This window comes from Myxococcus xanthus, from assembly GCF_013116825.1.
Lineage (GTDB): Bacteria > Myxococcota > Myxococcia > Myxococcales > Myxococcaceae > Myxococcus > Myxococcus xanthus_B.
On the sequence record NZ_JABFNS010000060.1, the window covers coordinates 12,389 to 31,632 of the forward strand.

Here is a 19,244-nt window from a genome sequence, read left to right on the forward strand (position 1 = left end):
ACAGGAAGTCGGTGATTCGCATGTCCAACGGTTCCCCTCCGGCACGCCGCCGGCCCCCTTCCGGGGCGCCCTCGGGTGGGACCGGGTCCCGTCCCGCAGTGCGCAGGACGTCCGCCCGGCCCGCGCCTGCCCCCATCTCCGCCGCCGCCCGGCTCATTTGCATCGCTGGCCCCAAGGACGGTGAGGAGTTTGCCCTGTCCGAGGAGGAGTACGTCATCGGTCGAGCGACCGATAACGCCATCTGCATCCCGGACACCTCCGTGTCCCGCAAGCACGTCATGGTGCGGAAGTCGGGAGCGGGCTGGGCGGTGAGCGACCTGGGCTCCGGCAACGGAACGCTCATCAACGGCGACGTCATCAACGAGGAGACGCCGCTGGCCAATGGTGACGTCATCACGTTGGGCGACACCGAGCTGCGCTTCGAGGACGTGGCCAACTCCACGATGATGGTCGGCGCGCCGGCCCCCGGTCCGCGTCCGCGTCCAGCGGCCTCGGGTAGCCGCGGCGCGGTGCCGCCCCGTCCGGGGCCTCGCGTCGAAGGTGGTCGCGTGCGCAGCGCGCGCGCGACGGCGGCCACGGCGCCGACCCCCGAGGAGCTGAAGAAGAAGAAGCTCATCAAGCTAGGGGTGGCGGGCGCGGTGGTGGTGTTGTTCGCGGGCCTGGGCGTGGTGCGGATGAACGTCCAGAAGCAGCAGGCGGTCGCCGCGGAAGAAGCCCGTCAGGGCAAGAACCACCGGGAGCGGCTGGGCAGCCTGTTCCAGGACGCCAAGAACCTGGTGCGCGAGGGCAAGTGGGTCGAAGCGAAGGCGAAGCTGGAGGAGCTCCAGTCCGAGGCTCCGGAGTACCCGGGCGTGGCGGACTACCTCGGGCACGCCGCGCGCGAGATTCCCGTCCAGGAGAAGCTGACGGCGGCCAAGGAGGCCCTGGCGAAGAAGGAGCTGGGCAAGGCCGGTACGCTGCTGGCCAGCGCGGGTGAGAGCCAGTTCCTCTACGAGCAGGTGAACTCGACGAAGCGCGCGCTGTCGGAGGCCGCGGACACGCGCACGCGCGAGGCGCGCAAGCTGCTGGATGAGAATCAGCTCGACATGGCCAAGGCCATCACCGAGGACATCCTGGTGGCCTTCCCGGAGCACCGCGACGCCAAGCTCATCAACGAGCAGGCGGCGCAGGCCATCATCGTCCGTGACACGCCCAGGCCCGTGGTCCAGGGGCCGGCCCCCAAGCCGTGGGAGCCCGCGGTTGACCGCTTCCGCGACGGCGACATGTCCGGCGCGGTGGCCATCCTCAACGCGTGCATGGCGCGCACGCCGCAGTGCAAGAAGGTGCTCGGGCAGGTGACGGAGTTCGGCAACCTCTACAAGCGGCTGGAGGACCTGGACGCCCGGGGCCTGTCGAAGCTGATGTCGCTGGACAAGGACATCACCGGCGGCCGTCCCAGCAAGATGGCGCGCAACGCGGGGACGCGGGCGGCCACCATCTTCTACAAGGGCGCCACCGCGGCGAAGGCTGCGGGGCAGTGGAGCCGCGCCATGGACTACTCGCGCAAGGCGCTGCAGGCGGACCCCGGGCACGCGGGCGCCACCAACATCATCAGTGAGCTGAAGGCGAAGGCGAAGGACGTCTACCTCCAGGCCTACTCCCTGAAGGACGGGAGCCCCGAGGAGGCCCTGCCCAAGTTCAAGGACGTGGTGGCGATGACGCCGCCGGATGACGAGTACCACGAGAAGGCGAAGACCTGGGTCGAGAAGCTGTCCCGATGACCCGGCGCAAGGTGGGAGGCGGCACGCTGCCGCCAGTGGGCCAGCAGGGTGACCTGTTCGGCAGTGGCGCCTCCACGCCTCGTGCGGCTGGTGCGGCGCGCAAGGCCGCGGCGCCGCCGAAGCCTCCGCCGCCTCCGGTGGACGAGGACGGCACCTCGCTGCTGGGGCCGATGGAGGGCGCGCCGCCTCCTCCACCCAAGCCCGAGCGCGTGGTGCTGTCGGTGGGCGAGCTGACCCGCCAGCTCAAGCAGACGCTGGAGTCGCGCTTCGCCCGCGTCATCGTGCGCGGCGAGGTGACGGGCTTCCGCGGGCCCAACGCGCGCGGCCACTGGTACTTCTCGCTGAAGGACGCGGGCGCGGCCATCGACGCGAAGGTGTGGGCCTCCATGGCGGCCCGCCTGCGCTTCGCGCTGCGCGACGGCATGGAGGTGATTGCCGAAGGCAGCGTGGACCTGTACGAGCCGCAGGGCCGCTACAGCCTCATCGTCCAACGGCTGGAGCCGGTGGGCGAGGGCGCGCTGGCGCTGGCCTTCGAGCAACTCAAGGAGCGGCTGGCCCAGGAGGGACTCATTGGTCCCGGGCGTGTGCGGCCTCCCAGGCCGTTGCCCTACCTGCCTCGGCGGATTGGCGTGGTGACGAGCCGGACCGGCGCGGCGCTCCAGGACTTCCTCCGCGTGCTGCATTCGCGCAACCCGCGGCAGAGCGTCCTGGTGGCGGATGCGCGCGTGCAGGGCGAAGGCTCCGCCGTGGAGGTGGCTCGCGCCATCGAGCGGCTGGCTCGCACGGACGTGGACGTCATCGTGGTGACGCGCGGTGGTGGCTCGGTGGAGGACCTCTGGACCTTCAACGAGGAGCGGGTGGCGCGCGCCATCTTCGCCTCGCCGGTGCCGGTGGTGTCCGCCATTGGCCACGAAATCGACTTCACCATCTCCGACTTCGTGGCGGACCTGCGCGCGCCCACGCCCAGCGCCGCGGCGGAGCGCCTGGCGCCGGTGCTGGCCGACCTGGAGCTGACGCTGGCCACGCAGGCGGGCCGTCTGCGGCGTGCCATGGAGCGCCGGGTGTTGGAGCTGCGCGAGGAGCAAGGGCAGCTCGCGTCGCGGCTGGAGGATCCTCGGCGGGCCATCAATCACCAGCGGCTGCACCTGTCCGAGCAGGTGGAGTCGATGATGCGTGTGCTGCGGCCAGCCGTGCGGGGGCACCGCGAGGAGCTTCGGTCGCTGACCGAAAGGCTGCAGCGGGCGCGTCCCCAGGCACGGCTGGGTGAGCAGCGGGCGCACCTGTTGAAGTTGGCCATGCGGTTGTCGGAGGCGGTGCGCGCAGGTGTGGCGACGCGGCACGGTGGGCTGGCGACGGCACGGCTGGTGCTCGAAAGGGCGTCACCGGCGGCCCAGGTGTCCCGCGAGCGCGCCCGGCTGGCCGCGCACCGGGCGCGGCTGCTGGCGCTCCAGCAGGGGGCCCTGGCGGATGCGCAGAAGCGTTTCCAGCGTCTGGAGGGACGACTGGACGCCATGAGTCCGTTGAAGGTGATGTCCCGCGGCTATTCGGTGGTGTTCCGCCAGCGCGATGGCGCGGTGGTTCGCACGGGCGCGGATGTCCAGGTGGGAGAGCGCCTGGGGCTGAAGCTCGCGTCGAACGGGGCGAAGTCGCTCGGTGGATGTGAAGAAATCGAAGCCACCGTCACGGCGGTGAAAGGGCCGGTGGACTGCTGACGGGCCACCCTCTAGAGTCCGGCGCCCCATGCGGGGAGGTGGATGGAAGTGGCGAAGTCGGACAAGGCGCCCAAGGCGGACAAGGTAGCGGAGGCCGAGGTCCCCGAGCAGTACGGGGATGTGGTCTCCCGGCTCGAGGAGACGGTGGGCCGGCTGGAGAGCGGCAATCTCTCCCTGGAGGACTCGCTCAAGGCCTTCGAGGAGGGCATCCGGCTGGTGCGCCGGGGTGAGAAGCTGCTCACCGAGGCGGAGCAGCGCATCGAACAGCTCCTGCTGGACGAGGAAGGGAACGACGTGGTAGCGCCCCTGTCGGTCGCCGCGCGTCCGGCGGCGCCCGCGCCCGCGGCCCCTCGGGCCCCGGCTCCTCGCCCGCCCCCGGAGGATGACGTCCCGTTCTAGGTGCTCGGGCGCGTTCATTCCGGCATGTCGAAGCTGAAAATCACCATTGTCGATGATGACCGCGACACGCGGGAGCTGCTGGCGGCGGCCCTGGAGTACGAGGGCTTCGCTGTCACCATGGCGGCCAACGGCCTGCGGCTCATCGCGTCGCTCCAACTTCACCGGCCGCATGCCATCCTCCTGGACGTGAACATGTCCTGGATTGACGGCTTCGAGCTGTGCCGGGCGGTGAAGAAGAACGAGCAGTTCCGGGACATCCCCGTCATCTTCATCAGTGGCCGCGGGGAGCCCGAGGACAAGCGGCACGGCATGGCGGTGGGCGCCGCGGACTACTTCGTCAAGCCGCTGGACATGGACAAGCTCGTCAGCCGCATCCGCGAGCTTGTGCCCGCGCAGATTCCATAAGAGGAGCACGGACGCTCGTGGCAACGTTTCAACTGAACTCCTTCCTGGCCGCGCAGCAGGCGCGCGTCGAGGCCCTGCTGAACGAGCGCGTGGCGCGGCTCGGGCCTTCCGGGACGCCGCCGCAGCTCGCGGAGGCCATGCGCTACTCCCTGCTGGCCGGAGGCAAGCGCTTGCGCCCGGTGCTCTGCCTGGCCTTCGCGGACCTCGTGGCGCGCGGAAGCGCCGTGTCGGCGGTGGCGGGCGACGCGGCGTGCGCGCTGGAATATGTGCACACGTACTCGCTGGTGCATGACGACCTGCCGGCGATGGACAACGACGACTACCGCCGGGGCCGGCTCACCAACCACAAGGTGTACGGCGAGGCCATGGCCATCCTCGCGGGTGACGCGCTGTTGACGGAGGCCTTCACGCTGGTGGCCAGTGGGCCGGAGAGCATGCGCGCCGCGCTGTGCCGGGAGCTGGCGGTGGCCTCGGGCGCGGCGGGCATGGTGGGTGGGCAGGTGCTGGACACCGCCGAGGACCGGCCGTCCGCGCTGGACTACCTCATCCGGATGCACCGCATGAAGACGGGCGCCCTCATCCGGGCCGCGTGCCGCATGGGCGTGCTGGCCAGCGGTGGAGACGCGGACGCATTGGCGCGCGCGGACACCTACGGTGACGCGGTGGGGCTGGCCTTCCAGATCGCCGATGACGTGCTGGACGTGACGGCCACGGCGGCGGAGTTGGGCAAGCCCGCGGGCGCGGACGCCGCGGCCGGGCGCTTCACCTTCCCGGCGGTGGTGGGCCTGGAGGCGTCGCGGAAGCTGGCGGACCAGAAGGTGGCCGAGGCCATCGCGGCCGTACGTCCCCTGGAGGGCGAGGACGGGCCCCTGGCGGCGTTGGCGCGCTACACGGTGGAGCGGAAGTCCTAATGTCGGAGTTGCTGTCACGCATCGGCTCACCTTCGGACGTCCGCGCACTTCCCGAGGAGGCACTGCCGCTCCTGTGCCAGGAACTGCGCGAGGACATCATCTCCATCTGCGGTCGCGTGGGGGGCCACCTGGGGGCCTCCCTGGGCGCGGTGGAGCTCATCGTCGCGCTGCACCGCGTGTTCCATTCGCCGCAAGACGCGCTGCTGTTCGACGTGGGGCACCAGACGTACGCGCACAAGCTTCTCACCGGGCGGCGTGACCGCATGCACACGCTGCGGCACGCGGGCGGCATCGCTCCGTTCCTGGACCCGCGGGAGAGCCCTCACGACGCGCTGCTGGCGGGGCATTCATGCACGGCGGTGTCCGCGGCGCTCGGCGTGCTGGAGGGCCGGCGGCAGCAGGGGCACCGGGGCCACGTGGTGGCGGTGTTGGGCGACGGCGGCCTCACGGGGGGCCTTACGTTTGAAGGGCTCAACAACGCGGGGGGGAGCTCCCTGCCGTTGGTCGTCGTCCTCAACGACAACCAGATGTCCATCAGCGCCAACGTGGGGGCCATCCCCGCGCTGCTGCGCACGCGCGAGGCGCGCGACTTCTTCCAAGGACTGGGCTTCACCTACCTGGGCCCGGTGGATGGGCACGACCTGCCTGCGCTGATGCGCGCGCTGCGCGAGGCCCGCGCCTCGTCGCGGCCGGTGGTGGTGCACGCGCTGACGCTGAAGGGGAAGGGCTTTCCGCCAGCGGAGGCCGACGCGCAGACGCGTGGACACGCCATGGGCCCGTATGAGTGGCGGGATGGCAAGCTGGTGCGCTCGCGCGGTGGCCAGTTGACCTTCAGCGAAGCCTTCGCGGCGGTGCTGGAGGACGCGATGGCCCGGGATCCCCGGGTGGTTGCGGTGACCCCCGCGATGTTGGAGGGCTCGGCGCTCAACGCGCTCAAGGCGCGCTTCCCGGACCGGGTGCACGACGTGGGCATCGCGGAACAACACGCCGTCACCTTCAGCGCGGGGCTGGCCTTGGCCGGCGCGCGGCCGGTGTGCTGCATCTATTCGACCTTCCTCCAGCGCGCCTACGACCAGATCATCCACGACGTGTGCCTCCCGGGCCTGCCCGTCGTCTTCGCCGTGGACCGCGCGGGGCTGGTGGGCGCGGATGGGGCGACGCACCAGGGCACCTACGACGTGGCGTCCCTGCGTCCGCTGCCGGACCTGCACCTGTGGTCGCCCATGGTGGGGGAGGACCTGGCGCCCATGCTGGACACCGCCCTGGCGGCGCCGCACGCCTCCGTCATCCGCTTCCCACGCGGCACGCTGCCGCCCCTGCCTGAAGGACTGGGCGCGGGCGAGGCACCGCTGCGGGGGGCTCGCTGGCTGCTTCGCGCGGAGCAACCCCGGCTGACGCTGGTGACGTTGGGACCTCTGGGCATCGCCGCGCTGGAGGCCGCGCGAGGCGAGCCCGGCTGGAGCGTGCTGGATGCGCGCTGCGCTTCACCTCTGGATGAGGCCGCGTTGCTGGAGGCTGGCCGGTCCGGTCATGTCGTGGTGGCCGAGGAGGGCACCACGCGCGGCGGGCTGGGCAGCGCGGTGCTGGAGCTCTTCGCGGCGCACGGGTTGCTAGCCCGCGTCCGGTTGATGGGCATGCCCGATGCGTTCGTTCCCCATGGGGACGCGCGGGTTCAGCGCGCGGAGCAGGGGCTGGACGCCGCGGGCCTGCGGCGCGCGGGCCTGGAGCTGCTGGCGGGGGGCGGACGGTGAAGCCTCGCAAGGAGCGGCTGGACGTGCTGGTGGTAGAGCGCGGACTGGCCGAATCGCGCACCAAGGCCCAGGCGCTCATCCTGGCCGGCCAGGTGGTGGTGGGCGACCAGCGCGTGGACAAGCCCGGCACGCTGATTCCGCAGGAGGCGGAGCTGCGCCTCAAGGGCGAGGTGCTCCCCTACGTGTCGCGCGGCGGCCTGAAGCTGAAGGGCGCCATCGACCGCTTCGGGCTCGACGTTCGAGGCAAGGTGGCCGCGGACATCGGCGCGAGCACCGGCGGCTTCACGGATTGCCTGCTCCAGCACGGCGCCACGCGCGTCCACGCGATTGACGTGGGCTACGGGCAGCTCCACGAGAAGCTGCGCACGGACCCGCGGGTGCGCTCGCGCGAGCGCGTCAACGCGCGCTACCTCACGGAAGAGGACCTGCCGGAGAAGGTCGGCGTGGTCGTCATCGACGTGAGCTTCATCTCCCTCACGCAGGTGCTGCCGTCGGTGCTGACGTACCTGGAGCCGGGCGGGCTGTTGGTCGCGCTGGTCAAGCCCCAGTTCGAGGTGGGGCCGGACCGGGTAGGGAAGGGCGGCGTGGTGCGGGATGTCGCTGCCCGGCAGGACGCCATCGACACGGTGACGGCGTTCGTCCGCGAGCAGGGCCTGGAGGTCCTCGGGTTGATGGACTCCACGGTGCCCGGGCCCGCTGGCAACGTGGAGGCACTCCTCGTCGCCAGCAGGCCCTGAGTCCGGGCGCTACGGCCGGTAGCGGCGGTAGTCGGACAGAGGGAGCGTCTGCACCACGTCGAAGCCCGTGCGGATCCACAGCCGTCCTTCCGGGTCGATCGCACCGCCCAGGCTGCCGACCACCTGGTGGCGGAACAGCTCGCGGGCCTCGCCGCCGGACGTCTGGTCCACGGCGACGATTTCGTTGGGCAGCGTCGGCGCGCCATCCAGCCCGCGGGCCGGCGCGTTGAGCAGGAAGAGCTCCGGCGAGTTTGGCCGACGTAGCACCTGGAGCACGTTCAGCGCGCCATTCGCGTCGATGGAGCGGTTGTCCCGGTTGCGAATCTGCCCCGACGCGTCGAGGAACCACACGCGCTGCTGGCCCACCGCGACGAGGCGCGAGGCGCCCGGGTGATAGACGATGTGCGCCAGCGGCACCGGGAGCGCGGGGCTGGTCCACTGGAGCCGAGCGCCCTCGCACTCGTCCTGGTTCGCGGCACACGCGATGACCTGCGACTGCTCCGAGCCGAGCTGGAGGCCCAGGAAGAGGGTGTTGCCTGTGTCGTTGAAGGAGCCCAGGGGGAGGCGCTCGTTGCGCGCGAAGGTTCGCAGCTTGTACGCGGCCCGGGCCGTTCCGCCCGCGCCCTGCTCACCCGTCTCGCCTGCGTACAGCTCGGTGACGGTGACGTCCGTGCGCGAAGCATCCGGGCCCGTGCCCAGGGAGGCGATGAGAATCAGCCCGTCCTCGCGGACCAGGGGCGGAGCGATGACGCTCTCCAGCGTCGTGGGCGCGTAGAGCCACTTGACCTCGGCCACGCTCTCCGACGTGCCGTTGGGGTTGTGGGAGAGCCGGCGCACCTCGTCGATGCGGTTGACGATGATGGCGTCACCGCCCGGCAGCACGGTGAGCTGCGTGGGGCCGATGTCCGTCGTCGTGCGCGCGGTGATGCGCAGCTCGGCGTCCACGGCGAAGGCACCCACGTTCGGGGTCCACACCCAGCGCTTGCCGCTGATGGGGTTGCGCTCGGTGATGACCGTCTCGGGGGTGCAGGCGATGGGCATCCCGACAGTGCCCGTCACCTTGCCGCTGAGGTTCACGCGGTACAGCGTGGAAATCTCCGTCGGCGGGACGCCGCAGCCCAAGAAGGTGGGGTTGGCGCTGGTGCCGTCGATGACGAAGTGGTCGGTGACGACCTGGCCGGCGTTCTGCGGCTCCACGATGCGGCGCTGCACCGGGAAGTAGGAGACAGGGGCGGGCTGTGAGCGATTCGTACGCCCGTCAGAGCACGTGGCCACCGCGTTCAACGACAGGTTCGCGGCCAGGCCCGCCGTGGCGTAGGGAATGTCGTTGCGCTCCAGCGTCAGCGTCATGGTGCCGCCGCTGTGCGGGAAGGTCCGGAGCAGGGTCTCCCGGTCATTGACGTTGAGCGTCGAGCCGCCCTCGCAGCCGGACACCGTGACGATGACCTGGAGCTTGTCGTCGGAGATGATGCTCGCGGGCACCGTCAGGGCGACCTGGGGAGGATCTGGCGTGGGAGGGGGCGGTTCGCTGCCGCCACAGGCGGCGGCCAGGCTGCCGGCGACGATGAGGGCGGAGCGCCGCGCGCGCCGCGTCAGGGAGGGGTGGGCCATGGCGCCCAACTCTAGCCGGTACGCGGCGTCTCAGGCATCCAGGCCCGCCTGTCGGGGACGCCCGAACCGATTCTCGCTCCCACCTGGGTACGGAACGTCCCCCAACGTCCGCGGGCTGTGGTAGTTCCGCCAGCGCCGTTGGGACCCTGTGCGGTGGGCGGCGTCACAGCGCCAGGGATGCGCCAGGAAGTTGCATGTGCAGCCCCACTGGCGCCTGATGGGCGGTAGGCAGGGCGGGCGGCCGTGCGCGGTCCGCGGGTGATAGGGAAGTGACGTCCATCGTGTACGCTCGACTCCCGGAGGGCTTGGGGGCGGCGGGGACCGACGTGGCCACATCCTCCCACCCATGCCCGCCGTTCTGGCTCCAGGGCGTGTTCAGCGGCATGATCGGGATCCGAACCATGAACTCTTTCGCACGCAGCGGGTTTTTGCAGCCTCTCTACCCGGCGCAATGTCGCCGCGGCTGGGGTTCACCGTGAGAGTCGAGATGCAGGCTGATCAGCGGGGACGCGTGCTGGTGGTGGCCGCCAAGGAGGCGGGCGATGCGCTCATGGAGCGGCTCACGTCGAGCGGCTACCAGTGTGCGTCGGCGGAGAAGGAGAGCGGTCTGGCCCAGGTCGCGGACACGTTGCAGCCAGAGGTCGTCCTGCTGGCGGTGACGGCGAAGCGGGCCGCGGAGATGCTGGAGTCGCTGCGCAAGGTGGACCGGCTCCAGCGCCTGCCGGTGCTGGTGGACCTGGGCCGCGCGCGCTCGGCGGAAGCTTTCAAGCGGCTGGCGGTGGACGATTGGATCCGCAGCGCCGACGAGGTGGTGCCCCGTCTGGAGGCCGCCCTGCGCGCGGGCCGGTTGCGTGACCGGGAAGAGCGGATCCGCCTGCGCATGGGGATGCTGCTGGAAATCACCCAGGCGGCCACCAGTTCGCTCGAGTTGGAGGAGATACTCCGCATCGCCGTGGACAAGGTCGGCCGTGTCACCGGGACGGACCGTTGCTCCGTGGTGCTGGTGGAGGGCAGCCATGCCCGCACCGCGAAGGTGGTGGCCACGCAGGAGGACCCGAGCCTCGTCCAGTTGGACATCGAGGTGATGCGCTACCCGGAGCTGCGCCGCGCGCTGGAGACGCGGGAATCGGTGGTCATCGAGGAGGCGCAGCGCGACCCGTTGATGGCGGAGGTCCGCACCAACATCCTGCCGCTGGGCGTGAAGTCCATCCTGGTGCAGCCCCTCATCTGTCAGGGCGACCTGCTGGGGGCGCTGTTCCTACGGGTATCGCGCGCTGACGCGTCGTTCGGCCGGGACGAGCAGGAGTTCGCCCAGGCGGTGGCCGGCGTGCTGGCCAACTCCATCCGCAACGCGCGCCTGCACACCGCGGTGAAGAAGAAGCGCGAGGACCTGGAGGAAGCCTACGTCCAGCGCTACCAGGAGCTGAACGAGGCCAACCGCCGGCTGAAGGAGCTCAACCGGCTCAAGGACGAAATCATCGCGGTGTGCAGCCACGACCTGCGCGCGCCGCTCCAGGTGCTCCTGGGGCACGGCCGGCTGTTGCAGGAGGGGCCGCTGGAGCCGCAGCAGCGCCAGTCCTCCGAGGCGATGATTCGCCAGGGAAAGAAGATCCTCGGCCTGGTGGAGTCGCTGCTGGAGAAGGGCAAGGGCGAGGCGGCGCGGCTGTCCATCGAGCCTCGCGTCCTGGACGTGGCGCAGCTGTGCCGCGACGCAGTCAACGAGCTGGAGATCCTCGCCGCGGACCGGGGCGTGTCCCTGCGCGCCGACTGCCCGGACAGCCTGATGCTCATCGGTGACGAGGTGAAGCTGCACGAGGTGCTGCAGAACCTCATCACCAACGCCATCCACCACGCGCGCCAGGACGGCGAGGTGGTGGTGAGCACCCAGCGCCTGGGCCGTCCGGACGGGGACGCGGCCAAGGTGTGCGTGCAGGACGACGGCGTGGGCATCCCGCCGGACGAACTGCACCTCGTCTTCGACCGCTACCGCCACGGCGGCAAGGGCGGGACCGGCCTGGGGCTGGCCATCTGCAAGGAGTTCGTGGAGCTGCACGGCGGTGAAATCTGGGCGGAGAGCCCGCCGGACACCGGCTGCATCTTCGTCTTCACGCTGCCGCTGGCGCAGGAAGCGCCGCGCAACCCGCGCCCGCCGCCCGCCGCCGCGCCCACACCGCAGGAGCAGCCGCGCGTGCTGGTGGTGGAGGACGAGCCGGAGATCGCCGCGGTGCTGTCGGAGGTGCTGCGCTCCAAGTACCGCGTGGAGGTGGCGCGCGACGGCGCGGAGGGCCTGGCCCGGGCGAAGGCCCAGCGGCCGGACCTGGTGGTCATGGACGTGTTCCTGCCCAAGCTGGACGGCCTGGACGCGGCCATGGCGCTCAAGTCCTCGACGGACACCGCGCGCATCCCCGTCATCCTGCTGTCCGCCCACCAGGGCGTGGCGGAGAAGGTCCGCTCGCTGAACCTGGGCGCGGTGGACTACATGAGCAAGCCGTTCAACGCGGTGGAGCTCCTCAACCGCACCGAGCGCGCCCTCAAGCTGCGCCAGGGGGAGCGCGAGCAGCAGGAGAAGGAGAAGTCCAGCGCCTTGCAGCGGCGCACCGGCAGCGACCCCGCTACGGGCCTGCACGACCGGCGCGGGCTGCTGCTGCGGTTGGAGCAGGAGGTGGCGCGCAGCCGGCGTTACCACCGCGCGCTCAGCCTCGCCGTGCTCCGGCCTGACCGGCCGGTGGAGCCGGTGCCGTCCAACATCGCCGATGTCATGCGCAAGCGGGTGCGCCACCCGGATGCCATCTCCCACCTGGGCGGAGGTGTGTTCGCCGTCGTCCTGCCGGAGTGCCAGGCGGAGGCGGCGCGCGCCGTCATCAGCCGCATGTTGCCGGATGTGGAGAAGGCGACGGACACGGAGTACCGGTCGGCGGTGGCGGATGTGAGCCAGGACAGCGACTCGGTTGAAAAGCTGCTGGAGAAGCTGGGCGCGCCGGCCCCCGAAGAGAGCTGAGGCGACTGCGCGCGGGACGGGCTCACGCTAGACTCATGCTCGCGTGCGCCCCTCTCGCCTCCTCGTGTCCGCCCTGCTGGCCGTCCTCGTGGCGCCGGGTGTGTCCGCGGCCGCCCCGTCACGGCGGCCGCGCGTGGACCCGGAGGCCATGCGAGAGGCCATCGACGCGGGCTCCACGGACGAAGGCCGCTACGCCTCCTCCGCCAGCTACACGAACTACATCCAGTCCCGGCTGAAGCACCACGCCGGGGACCACCGGGGCGCGGTGGACGCGCTGCGGCTGGCCCTGGCCACGGATGATGGAAACCCGCTGCTGCTCACCCGGCTGGGGGAGGAGTACGCCCGTCTGGGCGACTTGACGCGCGCGGAGCGCGAGCTGCGCCGGGCCGTGCTGCGCGCCCCCGCCTACTACCCCGCGCACGTGCTCCTGGGCCGCGTTCTCACGGAGTCGAAGCGGTTCGCCCGGGCCCGCCTGCACCTGCGGCGCGCGGTGACCCTCAAGCCTCGCGAGCCGGAGGCGTATCTCGTCCTGACCCAGCTCCACCTGGAGATGGGGGCCCCGGACGAAGCGGTGAAGGTGGTGGACGCGCTGGCGCAGGCGCTGCCGGGGGAGGCCTTGGGGTACCAGCGCCTGGGGTTGGCGCTGGCGGAGCGGGGCGACACGGCGCGCGCCGAGCGCCTGTTGGTCGAGGCCGCCGCCCGGGCCCCGGGTGACGTGGAGGTGCTGACGGCGCTGGCGCGGCTGTACGAAGACACCGGCCGGCCCGTGCAGGCGGAGGAGTCCCTGGCTCGGGCGCTGGAGCGGGACCCGGACAGCCGGGAGGTGCTGCTGGGCGCAGGACGCGCGGCGCTGAAGGCGGGCTCCGCCGTCCGGGCGCGGGCGTACTTCGACCGGCTGTTGTCCCTCTCCTCCGAGCCGGAGATGCCGGTACGGGTGGCCTTCAGCTACCTCGCCGCGCGCGAGCCCAGGGCGGCCGCGGAGGTGCTGGAGGCGGCGCGCCGGGGGGACCATGCGGACCCACGGCTGGCCTACTACGCGGGGCTCGTCCATGAGCGGATGCGCCGCTTCGCCGACGCGGCGGACGCCTTCGCTGGGGTGCCCGCTGAGGCGGATGTCTACGCCGACGCGCGCCTGCGCCGAGCCCGCTGCCTGTCGCTCCTGGGCGAGCACTCCCGGGCTCTCACGCTCTTCCGGGCCGCGATGCAGGAGGCGCCAGAGGACGTGGACGTCCGGATGCAGTTCGCTCGGGCCCTGGAGCGCGGCGGCACGCCGAACCGCGCGGAGCTGCTCCTTCGCGAGGGCCTGTCCGCCGGTCCCTCCGCGGCGCTGTATGACGCCCTGGCCGCCACTCTCCACCGGCAGGGCCGGGGGCGCGAAGCGCTGACACTGCTTCGCGAGGCGGTGGCCCGTTTCCCCCGGGACGAAGACCTGCTGTACGTGCTGGGCGCGGCCCATGAGCGGCAGGGCGACGTGACGGGCGCGCTGGCCCGCATGCGGGCGGTGCTGGCTGTGTCACCGGACCACGCCGCCGCGCTGAACTTCCTGGGCTACCTGCTGGCGCAGGCGGGGCAGAACCTGGACGAGGCCGAGCGACGTGTGCGGCGGGCCCTGGAGCTGCGGCCGGACACCGGGGCCTACCTGGACTCACTGGGCTGGGTGTACTTCCGCAGAGGGGACTACGCCCGGGCCGTGGACGCGCTGGAGCGGGCCTCCACGCTGGCTCCGGACGAGCCCGTCATCCTCGAACACCTGGGAGACGCCTATCAGCGGGTGGCGAGGACGGACGACGCCGCGGCGGTCTGGCGGCGCGCCCTGGAAGTGCTGACGCTGGACCCGGAGTCCGCCGAGCCCCCCGGCCAGCGCGCCGCGTTGGAGCGCAAGCTCAATGCGCTACCCACGCGTGCGCCGGACCGCTAAGTTGGTGGGCCTATGGCGCGTAGCGACGAGGGCTTCTTTCCCGGCCGGGACGGGACACGACTGTACTGGAAGTCCATCCTTCCAGACGCCGAGCCCCGCGCGCATGTCGCGGTGGTGCACGGGTATGGGGACCACTTCGGGCGCTATGGCTTCGTGACGGACGCACTGCTCGCGGACGGCTTCGCGGTCCACGGCTTCGACTACCGGGGCCATGGCAAGGCCGACGGGCGCCGGGCCTATTGCGAGAAGTGGCCAGACTACCTGGAGGATCTGGAGGTCTTCTGGGCGCGGGTGCGCGCGGTGTCGGAGGGCAAGAAGGCCTTCGTGCTGGCGCACAGCCACGGCGGCCTGATGGCGGCGACGTGGGCTTCCAGCCGGCAGGTGGAGGGGTTGACGGGGCTGGTGTTGTCGGCGCCGTACCTCAAGCTGGCCATCACCCCTCCGGCATCGAAGTTGATGGCCGCGCGCGCGGTGGGCAAGCTGGTGCCATGGCTGAGCATCTCCTCCGGGCTGAAGGTGGAGGACCTCACCCATGACACCGACGTGCAGCGGACCACCCGGGAGGACCCGCTCCACCAGGCCATCGCCACGCCCCGGTGGTTCGTCGAGTCCACCCGGGCGCAGGGCGAGGCCGTGCTGCTGGCGCCGAAGATTCAAGTGCCGCTGTTCGTCCTGTGTGGCGCGGAGGATGGGGTGGCCGCCCCGGCGGCGGCGCGGGAGTACTTCGAGCGGGCGGGGTCGCCGGACAAGAAGTTCAAGGAGTACCCCGGAATGCGGCATGAGCCGCTCAACGAGGTGGGCCGTGCGGAGGTATTCCGGGATATCTCCGGCTGGATCTCCGCGCATCTCTGACATAATCAGGTCGCCCGGCTCCTAGGGAGGAGCTGGCGCTGGGTGAGGTCACCGCATGGCAACGGGTGAAACGGGCATCATCGGCAAGGGCATCGTCATCAAGGGCAACCTCACGGGAGGTGGGGACCTGGTGATCGAGGGACGCGTGGAGGGGCAGATTGCCCTGAAGAACCACCTCACCATCGAGGGCACCGGCAAGGTGCAGGCGGACATCCGCGCCGAGGAGTTGACCATCAACGGCGAGGCCAGCGGCAACATCGACGCCTCGTCGCGCGTGGCCATCAACGCCTCGGCCAAGGTGGCCGGCGACATCAAGGCACCTCGCGTCGTCATCGAGGACGGGGCTGTGTTCAACGGCTCCATCGAGATGGACGTACGGCTTCCTGACGACATTTGAGCTTCACGCCGCGCACGGCACGGCACACACCTTTCGAGAGGCGGACAACACTCATGGCGAATACGGTCATTGGCTCGAGCATCGTCATCGACGGGGAGATCTCCGGCGACGAGGACCTGGTCATCCAGGGCACCGTGAAGGGGAAGATTTCCCTCAAGGAAAGCCTCTACGTGGAGGGCAGCGGCGTCGTCGAGGCCGACATCGAGACGCAGAACGTGGAGATCGCCGGCCGCGTCACGGGCAACATCGTCGCCAGCGACAAGGTGGAGCTGAAGACGGACTGCCGCGTGGTGGGAGACATCAAGGCGCCTCGAATCCTCATCGCCGACGGTGCCTCCTTCAAGGGCAACGTCGACATGGACATGAAGGAGCGCTGATTCGTGGCCACCGCGAAGGAGCTCTCAGCGAGCAGCAACGTCGACAACACCGTGGTGGGGCCTTCCATCCTCATCAGCGGCCGGTTGACGGGCGACGAGGACCTCACGGTCCGAGGGCGCGTCGAGGGTGAGCTGACACTCAGCCGCACTCTCATCGTGGAGCCCTCGGGCGTGGTGAAGGCCAACGTGGCGGTGAAGAACGCCATCGTCAGCGGCGTGGTGGTGGGCAACATCAACGCCACCGAGAGCGTGGAGCTCACCCGCGAAGGCCGCATGGTGGGCGACATCCGCGCCCCGCGCGTCATCATCGTCGACGGGGCCAGCTTCCGTGGCCGCGTGGACATGGGTGACGTGGAGCCGGGACGTCTGCCGGCCGAGCGCCCCGCGGTGGTCCGCCCCACGGCGGTGACCCGTCCCACGGCGACGCCCGCGCGTCCGGCGCTTCCGTCCGCCCGGCCCATGCCTCCTCCGCCGCCGTCGCGGCCCACGCCTCCGCCGCCGCCGTCGCGGCCCACGCCTCCTCCACCGCCCGCGCGCCCCTCGGCGCCTCCCGCGGTGTCGCGCCCCTCGGCGCCCATCACCCGTCCGGGGTTGGGTGGCCTGGGAAGCAAGCCGCTGCCGCCGCCTCCGCCGACCCGCGTGGAGCGGGCGGAGCCGCAGGCTGAGCAGGCGGGCTCTGCCGAGCCGCCAACGCCAGTCCTGGTGGGTGCTGGCGCGAAGAAGAAGGTCGTGGTGAAGAAGAAGACCCGCTAGCGCGCACGGCCCGCGCCGCCAGTCGTTGGCGGTGCGGGCGCGTGGGCTTTTCAGGGGTGCCACCATGGACGCCGAGCACAGGGTTGATGGACAGGATGGGACGGCGGGTGCTGGGCCCGAAGGTGGCTCGCAGGCGTCGTCCGGGCAGGATGGCGGCCAGGGCGGTGCCGTGAGCGCCGAGCCGCACGCTTTGGGGGGCACCTCGGAGCCGCAGGGCGAGCACAAGCGCGAGGACGCGTCACCGCAGTCCGGTGGTGAGCACCGCGAAGAGGGCACGCCACCCGCTGAGGGTTCGGAGCCGCGAGCCGACGGCAAGCCTTCCGAGCAGGGCGCTGCGCAGCGCGCCGAGGACACGCCTTCGGAACAGGGCGGGCCCCAGGACGCCGGCTCCGCGCAGGGGCAGGGCGGTGAGCCTCCCGTCGCCCGTGGCGACACCCAGGGCGAGGGCGCACGGCCGCACAATGCGGCCGGGGAAGCGCCGGGCTCCGCGGACGCCTCCGGGAGCGAAGGTTCGAAGGACCAGGCAGGTTCGCAGGAAGGTGGACTGCAGGCCGAGGGCACCACGTCCGACGGTCAGGCGGAGCCACCTGCCAAGGATGCGTCTCATGCGCAGGGCGAGCACCAGGCCGTGAGTGAGTCCCACGGGCAGAACGGAAGCGAATCAGGAGGCGGGTCCGTCGCCAGCGCGGAGGCGCGCGCCGAGCAGGCCCCCTCCGACGGCGAGGCCCGTGTCACGTCCGCGCTGGACGAGCGCCCCCAAGGCGCGTTCTGGACGGGGGAGACCGACGGGGACAAAGCCAGCGACTCTGATGATGAGTCGCGGGAGGACGTCCTCCCCGAACCCGAGCAGCGGCTTTCGGGCCGGGTGACGACGGTGCTCCTGCCGCTGGAGAAGCTGCAGGACGAAAGCGCGTTCAAGCTTCGCCCGGAAGACGACGTGTCGGGGCTGGCCACGGACATCGCGCGGCTGGGGCAGTTGTTCCCGGTGGACGTCCGCCCGGCGGGGGAGGACCGCTACCAGCTGGTCTGCGGCTTCCGGCGGGTCGCGGCGCTGCGCTTCCTCAAGCGAGACGCCGTGCAGGCGCGGATCCACCTGCGGCTCTCGGACGAGGACGCGCTGGTGATGTCGCTGGCGGAGGCGATTCACGCCACGCCAGTGGGCCCGGAAGTCCTGGAGGCGAAGCGCGACGAGCTCGAGGCGCAGGGGCGCTTGAGCGCGGCCGTGCGCGACATGCTGGAGAAGGCGCTCGCCACCGAGGACACGCTGGCGCCGGAGGGCGTCGAAGAGGAGATTGACGCCGATGAGCTGGCGCAGGAAGTGGCGCAGCGGCTCGGGGCCATCAATCAGGACCTCTCACTGCTGGCGGACGTGTTCGCCGCGCTGGATGAGTCGCGCAAGGCGGAGCTCCTGATGCAGCTCCGCTACTCGTCCGAGCTGGTCACCTATCTGGAGGGACTGTAAGCCATGGCGGAACCGCTCGTGCGTGACCGTGCCCGGCTGCTGGAGCTGCTCACCGAGCGCTCCTTCGAGCAGCGCCGCGTGGTGCTCTCGTCCGGCAAGGAGTCGGACTTCTACATCGACTGCAAGCGCACGGCGCTGCTGGCCGAGGGCCACTTCCTCATTGGCCGGCTGTTCCTGGAGGCCATCCGGCGCGAGGCCCCCGAGGCCGTGGGCGTGGGCGGGCTGACGCTGGGGGCAGACCCGCTGGCATCCGCGGTGAGCCTCACTGGCTACCTGTCCGGCACGCCGCTGGCGGCCTTCATCGTGCGCAAGGAGCCCAAGGGGCACGGCACGGGGCAGTGGATTGAAGGCCTGAGCGGGCTGGGGCAGGGCGCGGCGGTGGCCATCGTGGAGGACGTCGTCACGACGGGAGCCTCCACGCTGAAGGCCATCGAGCGAGCCCAACTGGAGGGCCTGAAGGTGCTCGGCGCCTTCGCGCTGGTGGACCGGTTGGAGGGGGGGCGTGAAGCCGTGGAGTCCTCGGGGCACCGGCTCCACACGCTCTTCACCCGCAAGGACTTCATTCCGTGAGGCGTCCGTTCATCACCGCGGCGCTGCTGGGGCTGCTCGCGGGCTGCGTCACCACGCCGCCCACCGCCATCAGTGATCCACCGCCGTCGCTGCCGGATGAACACGCGGAGCATTCCTACCGGAAGATTCTCGCCCGCTATACGGGACAGAAGGAAATCTACGACGGCTTCGACACGCGCGTGTTCGCGGGCGTGACGCTGCAGACGCTGTCCTTCCGCGAGGCGCGCGTGCATCGTCAGGCCGCCTTCCAGCAACTGCCCACGGTGAAGGTGGAGCAGATGCTCGCCGAGGAGCAGGCGAAGGCCGCGCAGGCCCACGAGTTCTTCCTGGGCGTGCACTTCAACGACTTCGTCTACGCGGACTTCGACTCCAAGCACTCCATCTGGCGCCTGGCGCTGGTGACGCCCGCCGGCGAGGTGACGCCCTCGCGCATCCGCCGGCTGGGCCGGGTGAACATGCAGACGCGGGCGTACTACCCGTACACGTCGATTTTCTGGGTGGGGTGGGAGATTCAATTCCCCACGCAGATGTCCGACGGGAGCCCCGTCATTCCGCCCGGCACGGAGACGGTGACGTTCCGCATGGCCTCGTCGTTGGGCAAGGCGGACATGCAGGTGCGCGCGCAGTAGCG

17 protein-coding genes are annotated in these 19,244 nt (G+C 71.0%); 16 read left to right on the forward strand and 1 reads right to left on the reverse strand.

Annotated features, from left to right (window positions below; all coding sequences use genetic code 11):
• Positions 1-11 precede the first annotated feature (11 nt).
• From HNV26_RS18880 to HNV26_RS18910, 7 genes are read left to right on the forward strand one after another with little or no spacing between them, the layout of a single operon-like run.
• Positions 12-1,760 (forward strand): FHA domain-containing protein, encoded by a 1,749-nt coding sequence (locus HNV26_RS18880; protein ID WP_171439604.1) that lies wholly within the window; start codon positions 12-14, stop codon positions 1,758-1,760.
• Positions 1,757-3,472, forward strand: coding sequence for an exodeoxyribonuclease VII large subunit (xseA, locus tag HNV26_RS18885; protein ID WP_171439603.1), 1,716 nt, complete (start codon positions 1,757-1,759; stop codon positions 3,470-3,472). Before HNV26_RS18880 ends, xseA begins: the two co-directional genes overlap by 4 nt.
• Before the next feature lie 42 nt (positions 3,473-3,514).
• Positions 3,515-3,871: an exodeoxyribonuclease VII small subunit gene (gene xseB, locus HNV26_RS18890; protein WP_171439602.1), complete on the forward strand. Its 357-nt coding sequence runs from the start codon at positions 3,515-3,517 to the stop codon at positions 3,869-3,871.
• Between the two features lie 24 nt (positions 3,872-3,895).
• Entirely contained in the window at positions 3,896-4,276 is a 381-nt protein-coding gene (locus HNV26_RS18895; protein ID WP_026113988.1) for a response regulator, read from the forward strand.
• 17 nt (positions 4,277-4,293) lie between these two features.
• A complete protein-coding gene (locus tag HNV26_RS18900) occupies positions 4,294-5,187 on the forward strand; it encodes a polyprenyl synthetase family protein (protein WP_171439601.1) in 894 nt (297 codons plus the stop codon).
• On the forward strand, positions 5,187-6,938 hold the full coding sequence (locus HNV26_RS18905) for a 1-deoxy-D-xylulose-5-phosphate synthase (protein WP_171439600.1): 1,752 nt from the start codon (positions 5,187-5,189) through the stop codon (positions 6,936-6,938). The genes HNV26_RS18900 and HNV26_RS18905 overlap by 1 nt, the downstream gene beginning before the upstream one ends.
• Positions 6,935-7,675 (forward strand): TlyA family RNA methyltransferase, encoded by a 741-nt coding sequence (locus HNV26_RS18910; RefSeq protein ID WP_090494263.1) that lies wholly within the window; start codon positions 6,935-6,937, stop codon positions 7,673-7,675. Before HNV26_RS18905 ends, HNV26_RS18910 begins: the two co-directional genes overlap by 4 nt.
• A gap of 9 nt (positions 7,676-7,684) precedes the next feature.
• On the opposite strand, the gene HNV26_RS18915 is transcribed toward HNV26_RS18910, so the two are convergent.
• The gene (locus HNV26_RS18915) at positions 7,685-9,286 is read right to left on the reverse strand and encodes a hypothetical protein (protein ID WP_171439599.1); all 1,602 of its coding nucleotides are present in this window, start codon (positions 9,284-9,286) and stop codon (positions 7,685-7,687) included.
• A 487-nt stretch (positions 9,287-9,773) separates the two neighbouring features.
• On the opposite strand from HNV26_RS18915, the gene HNV26_RS18920 reads away from it, so the two are divergent.
• The 9 genes from HNV26_RS18920 (at position 9,774) to HNV26_RS18960 (ending at position 19,242) form a co-directional block, all read left to right on the forward strand.
• Positions 9,774-12,284: an ATP-binding protein gene (locus tag HNV26_RS18920; protein ID WP_140864222.1), complete on the forward strand. Its 2,511-nt coding sequence runs from the start codon at positions 9,774-9,776 to the stop codon at positions 12,282-12,284.
• Between the two features lie 43 nt (positions 12,285-12,327).
• Positions 12,328-14,202 carry a tetratricopeptide repeat protein gene (locus HNV26_RS18925; protein ID WP_171439598.1) on the forward strand — a complete coding sequence of 625 codons (1,875 nt, stop codon included), beginning with the start codon at positions 12,328-12,330 and terminating at the stop codon, positions 14,200-14,202.
• A gap of 12 nt (positions 14,203-14,214) precedes the next feature.
• Positions 14,215-15,054: an alpha/beta hydrolase gene (locus tag HNV26_RS18930; protein ID WP_171439597.1), complete on the forward strand. Its 840-nt coding sequence runs from the start codon at positions 14,215-14,217 to the stop codon at positions 15,052-15,054.
• A 55-nt stretch (positions 15,055-15,109) separates the two neighbouring features.
• The gene (gene bacN / locus HNV26_RS18935) at positions 15,110-15,451 is read left to right on the forward strand and encodes a bactofilin BacN (protein ID WP_171439596.1); all 342 of its coding nucleotides are present in this window, start codon (positions 15,110-15,112) and stop codon (positions 15,449-15,451) included.
• The gene (gene bacO / locus HNV26_RS18940) at positions 15,448-15,828 is read left to right on the forward strand and encodes a bactofilin BacO (protein ID WP_011554629.1); all 381 of its coding nucleotides are present in this window, start codon (positions 15,448-15,450) and stop codon (positions 15,826-15,828) included. Before bacN ends, bacO begins: the two co-directional genes overlap by 4 nt.
• Positions 15,829-15,831: 3 nt before the next feature.
• Entirely contained in the window at positions 15,832-16,581 is a 750-nt protein-coding gene (gene bacP, locus HNV26_RS18945; RefSeq protein WP_171439595.1) for a bactofilin BacP, read from the forward strand.
• Between the two features lie 64 nt (positions 16,582-16,645).
• On the forward strand, positions 16,646-18,043 hold the full coding sequence (locus HNV26_RS18950) for a ParB/RepB/Spo0J family partition protein (protein WP_253816771.1): 1,398 nt from the start codon (positions 16,646-16,648) through the stop codon (positions 18,041-18,043).
• 3 nt (positions 18,044-18,046) lie between these two features.
• The gene (gene pyrE / locus HNV26_RS18955; protein WP_171439593.1) at positions 18,047-18,613 is read left to right on the forward strand and encodes an orotate phosphoribosyltransferase; all 567 of its coding nucleotides are present in this window, start codon (positions 18,047-18,049) and stop codon (positions 18,611-18,613) included.
• Complete coding sequence (locus tag HNV26_RS18960) at positions 18,610-19,242, forward strand: hypothetical protein (RefSeq protein ID WP_141618112.1); 633 nt, start codon at positions 18,610-18,612, stop codon at positions 19,240-19,242. Before pyrE ends, HNV26_RS18960 begins: the two co-directional genes overlap by 4 nt.
• The last annotated feature ends 2 nt before the right edge of the window (positions 19,243-19,244 follow it).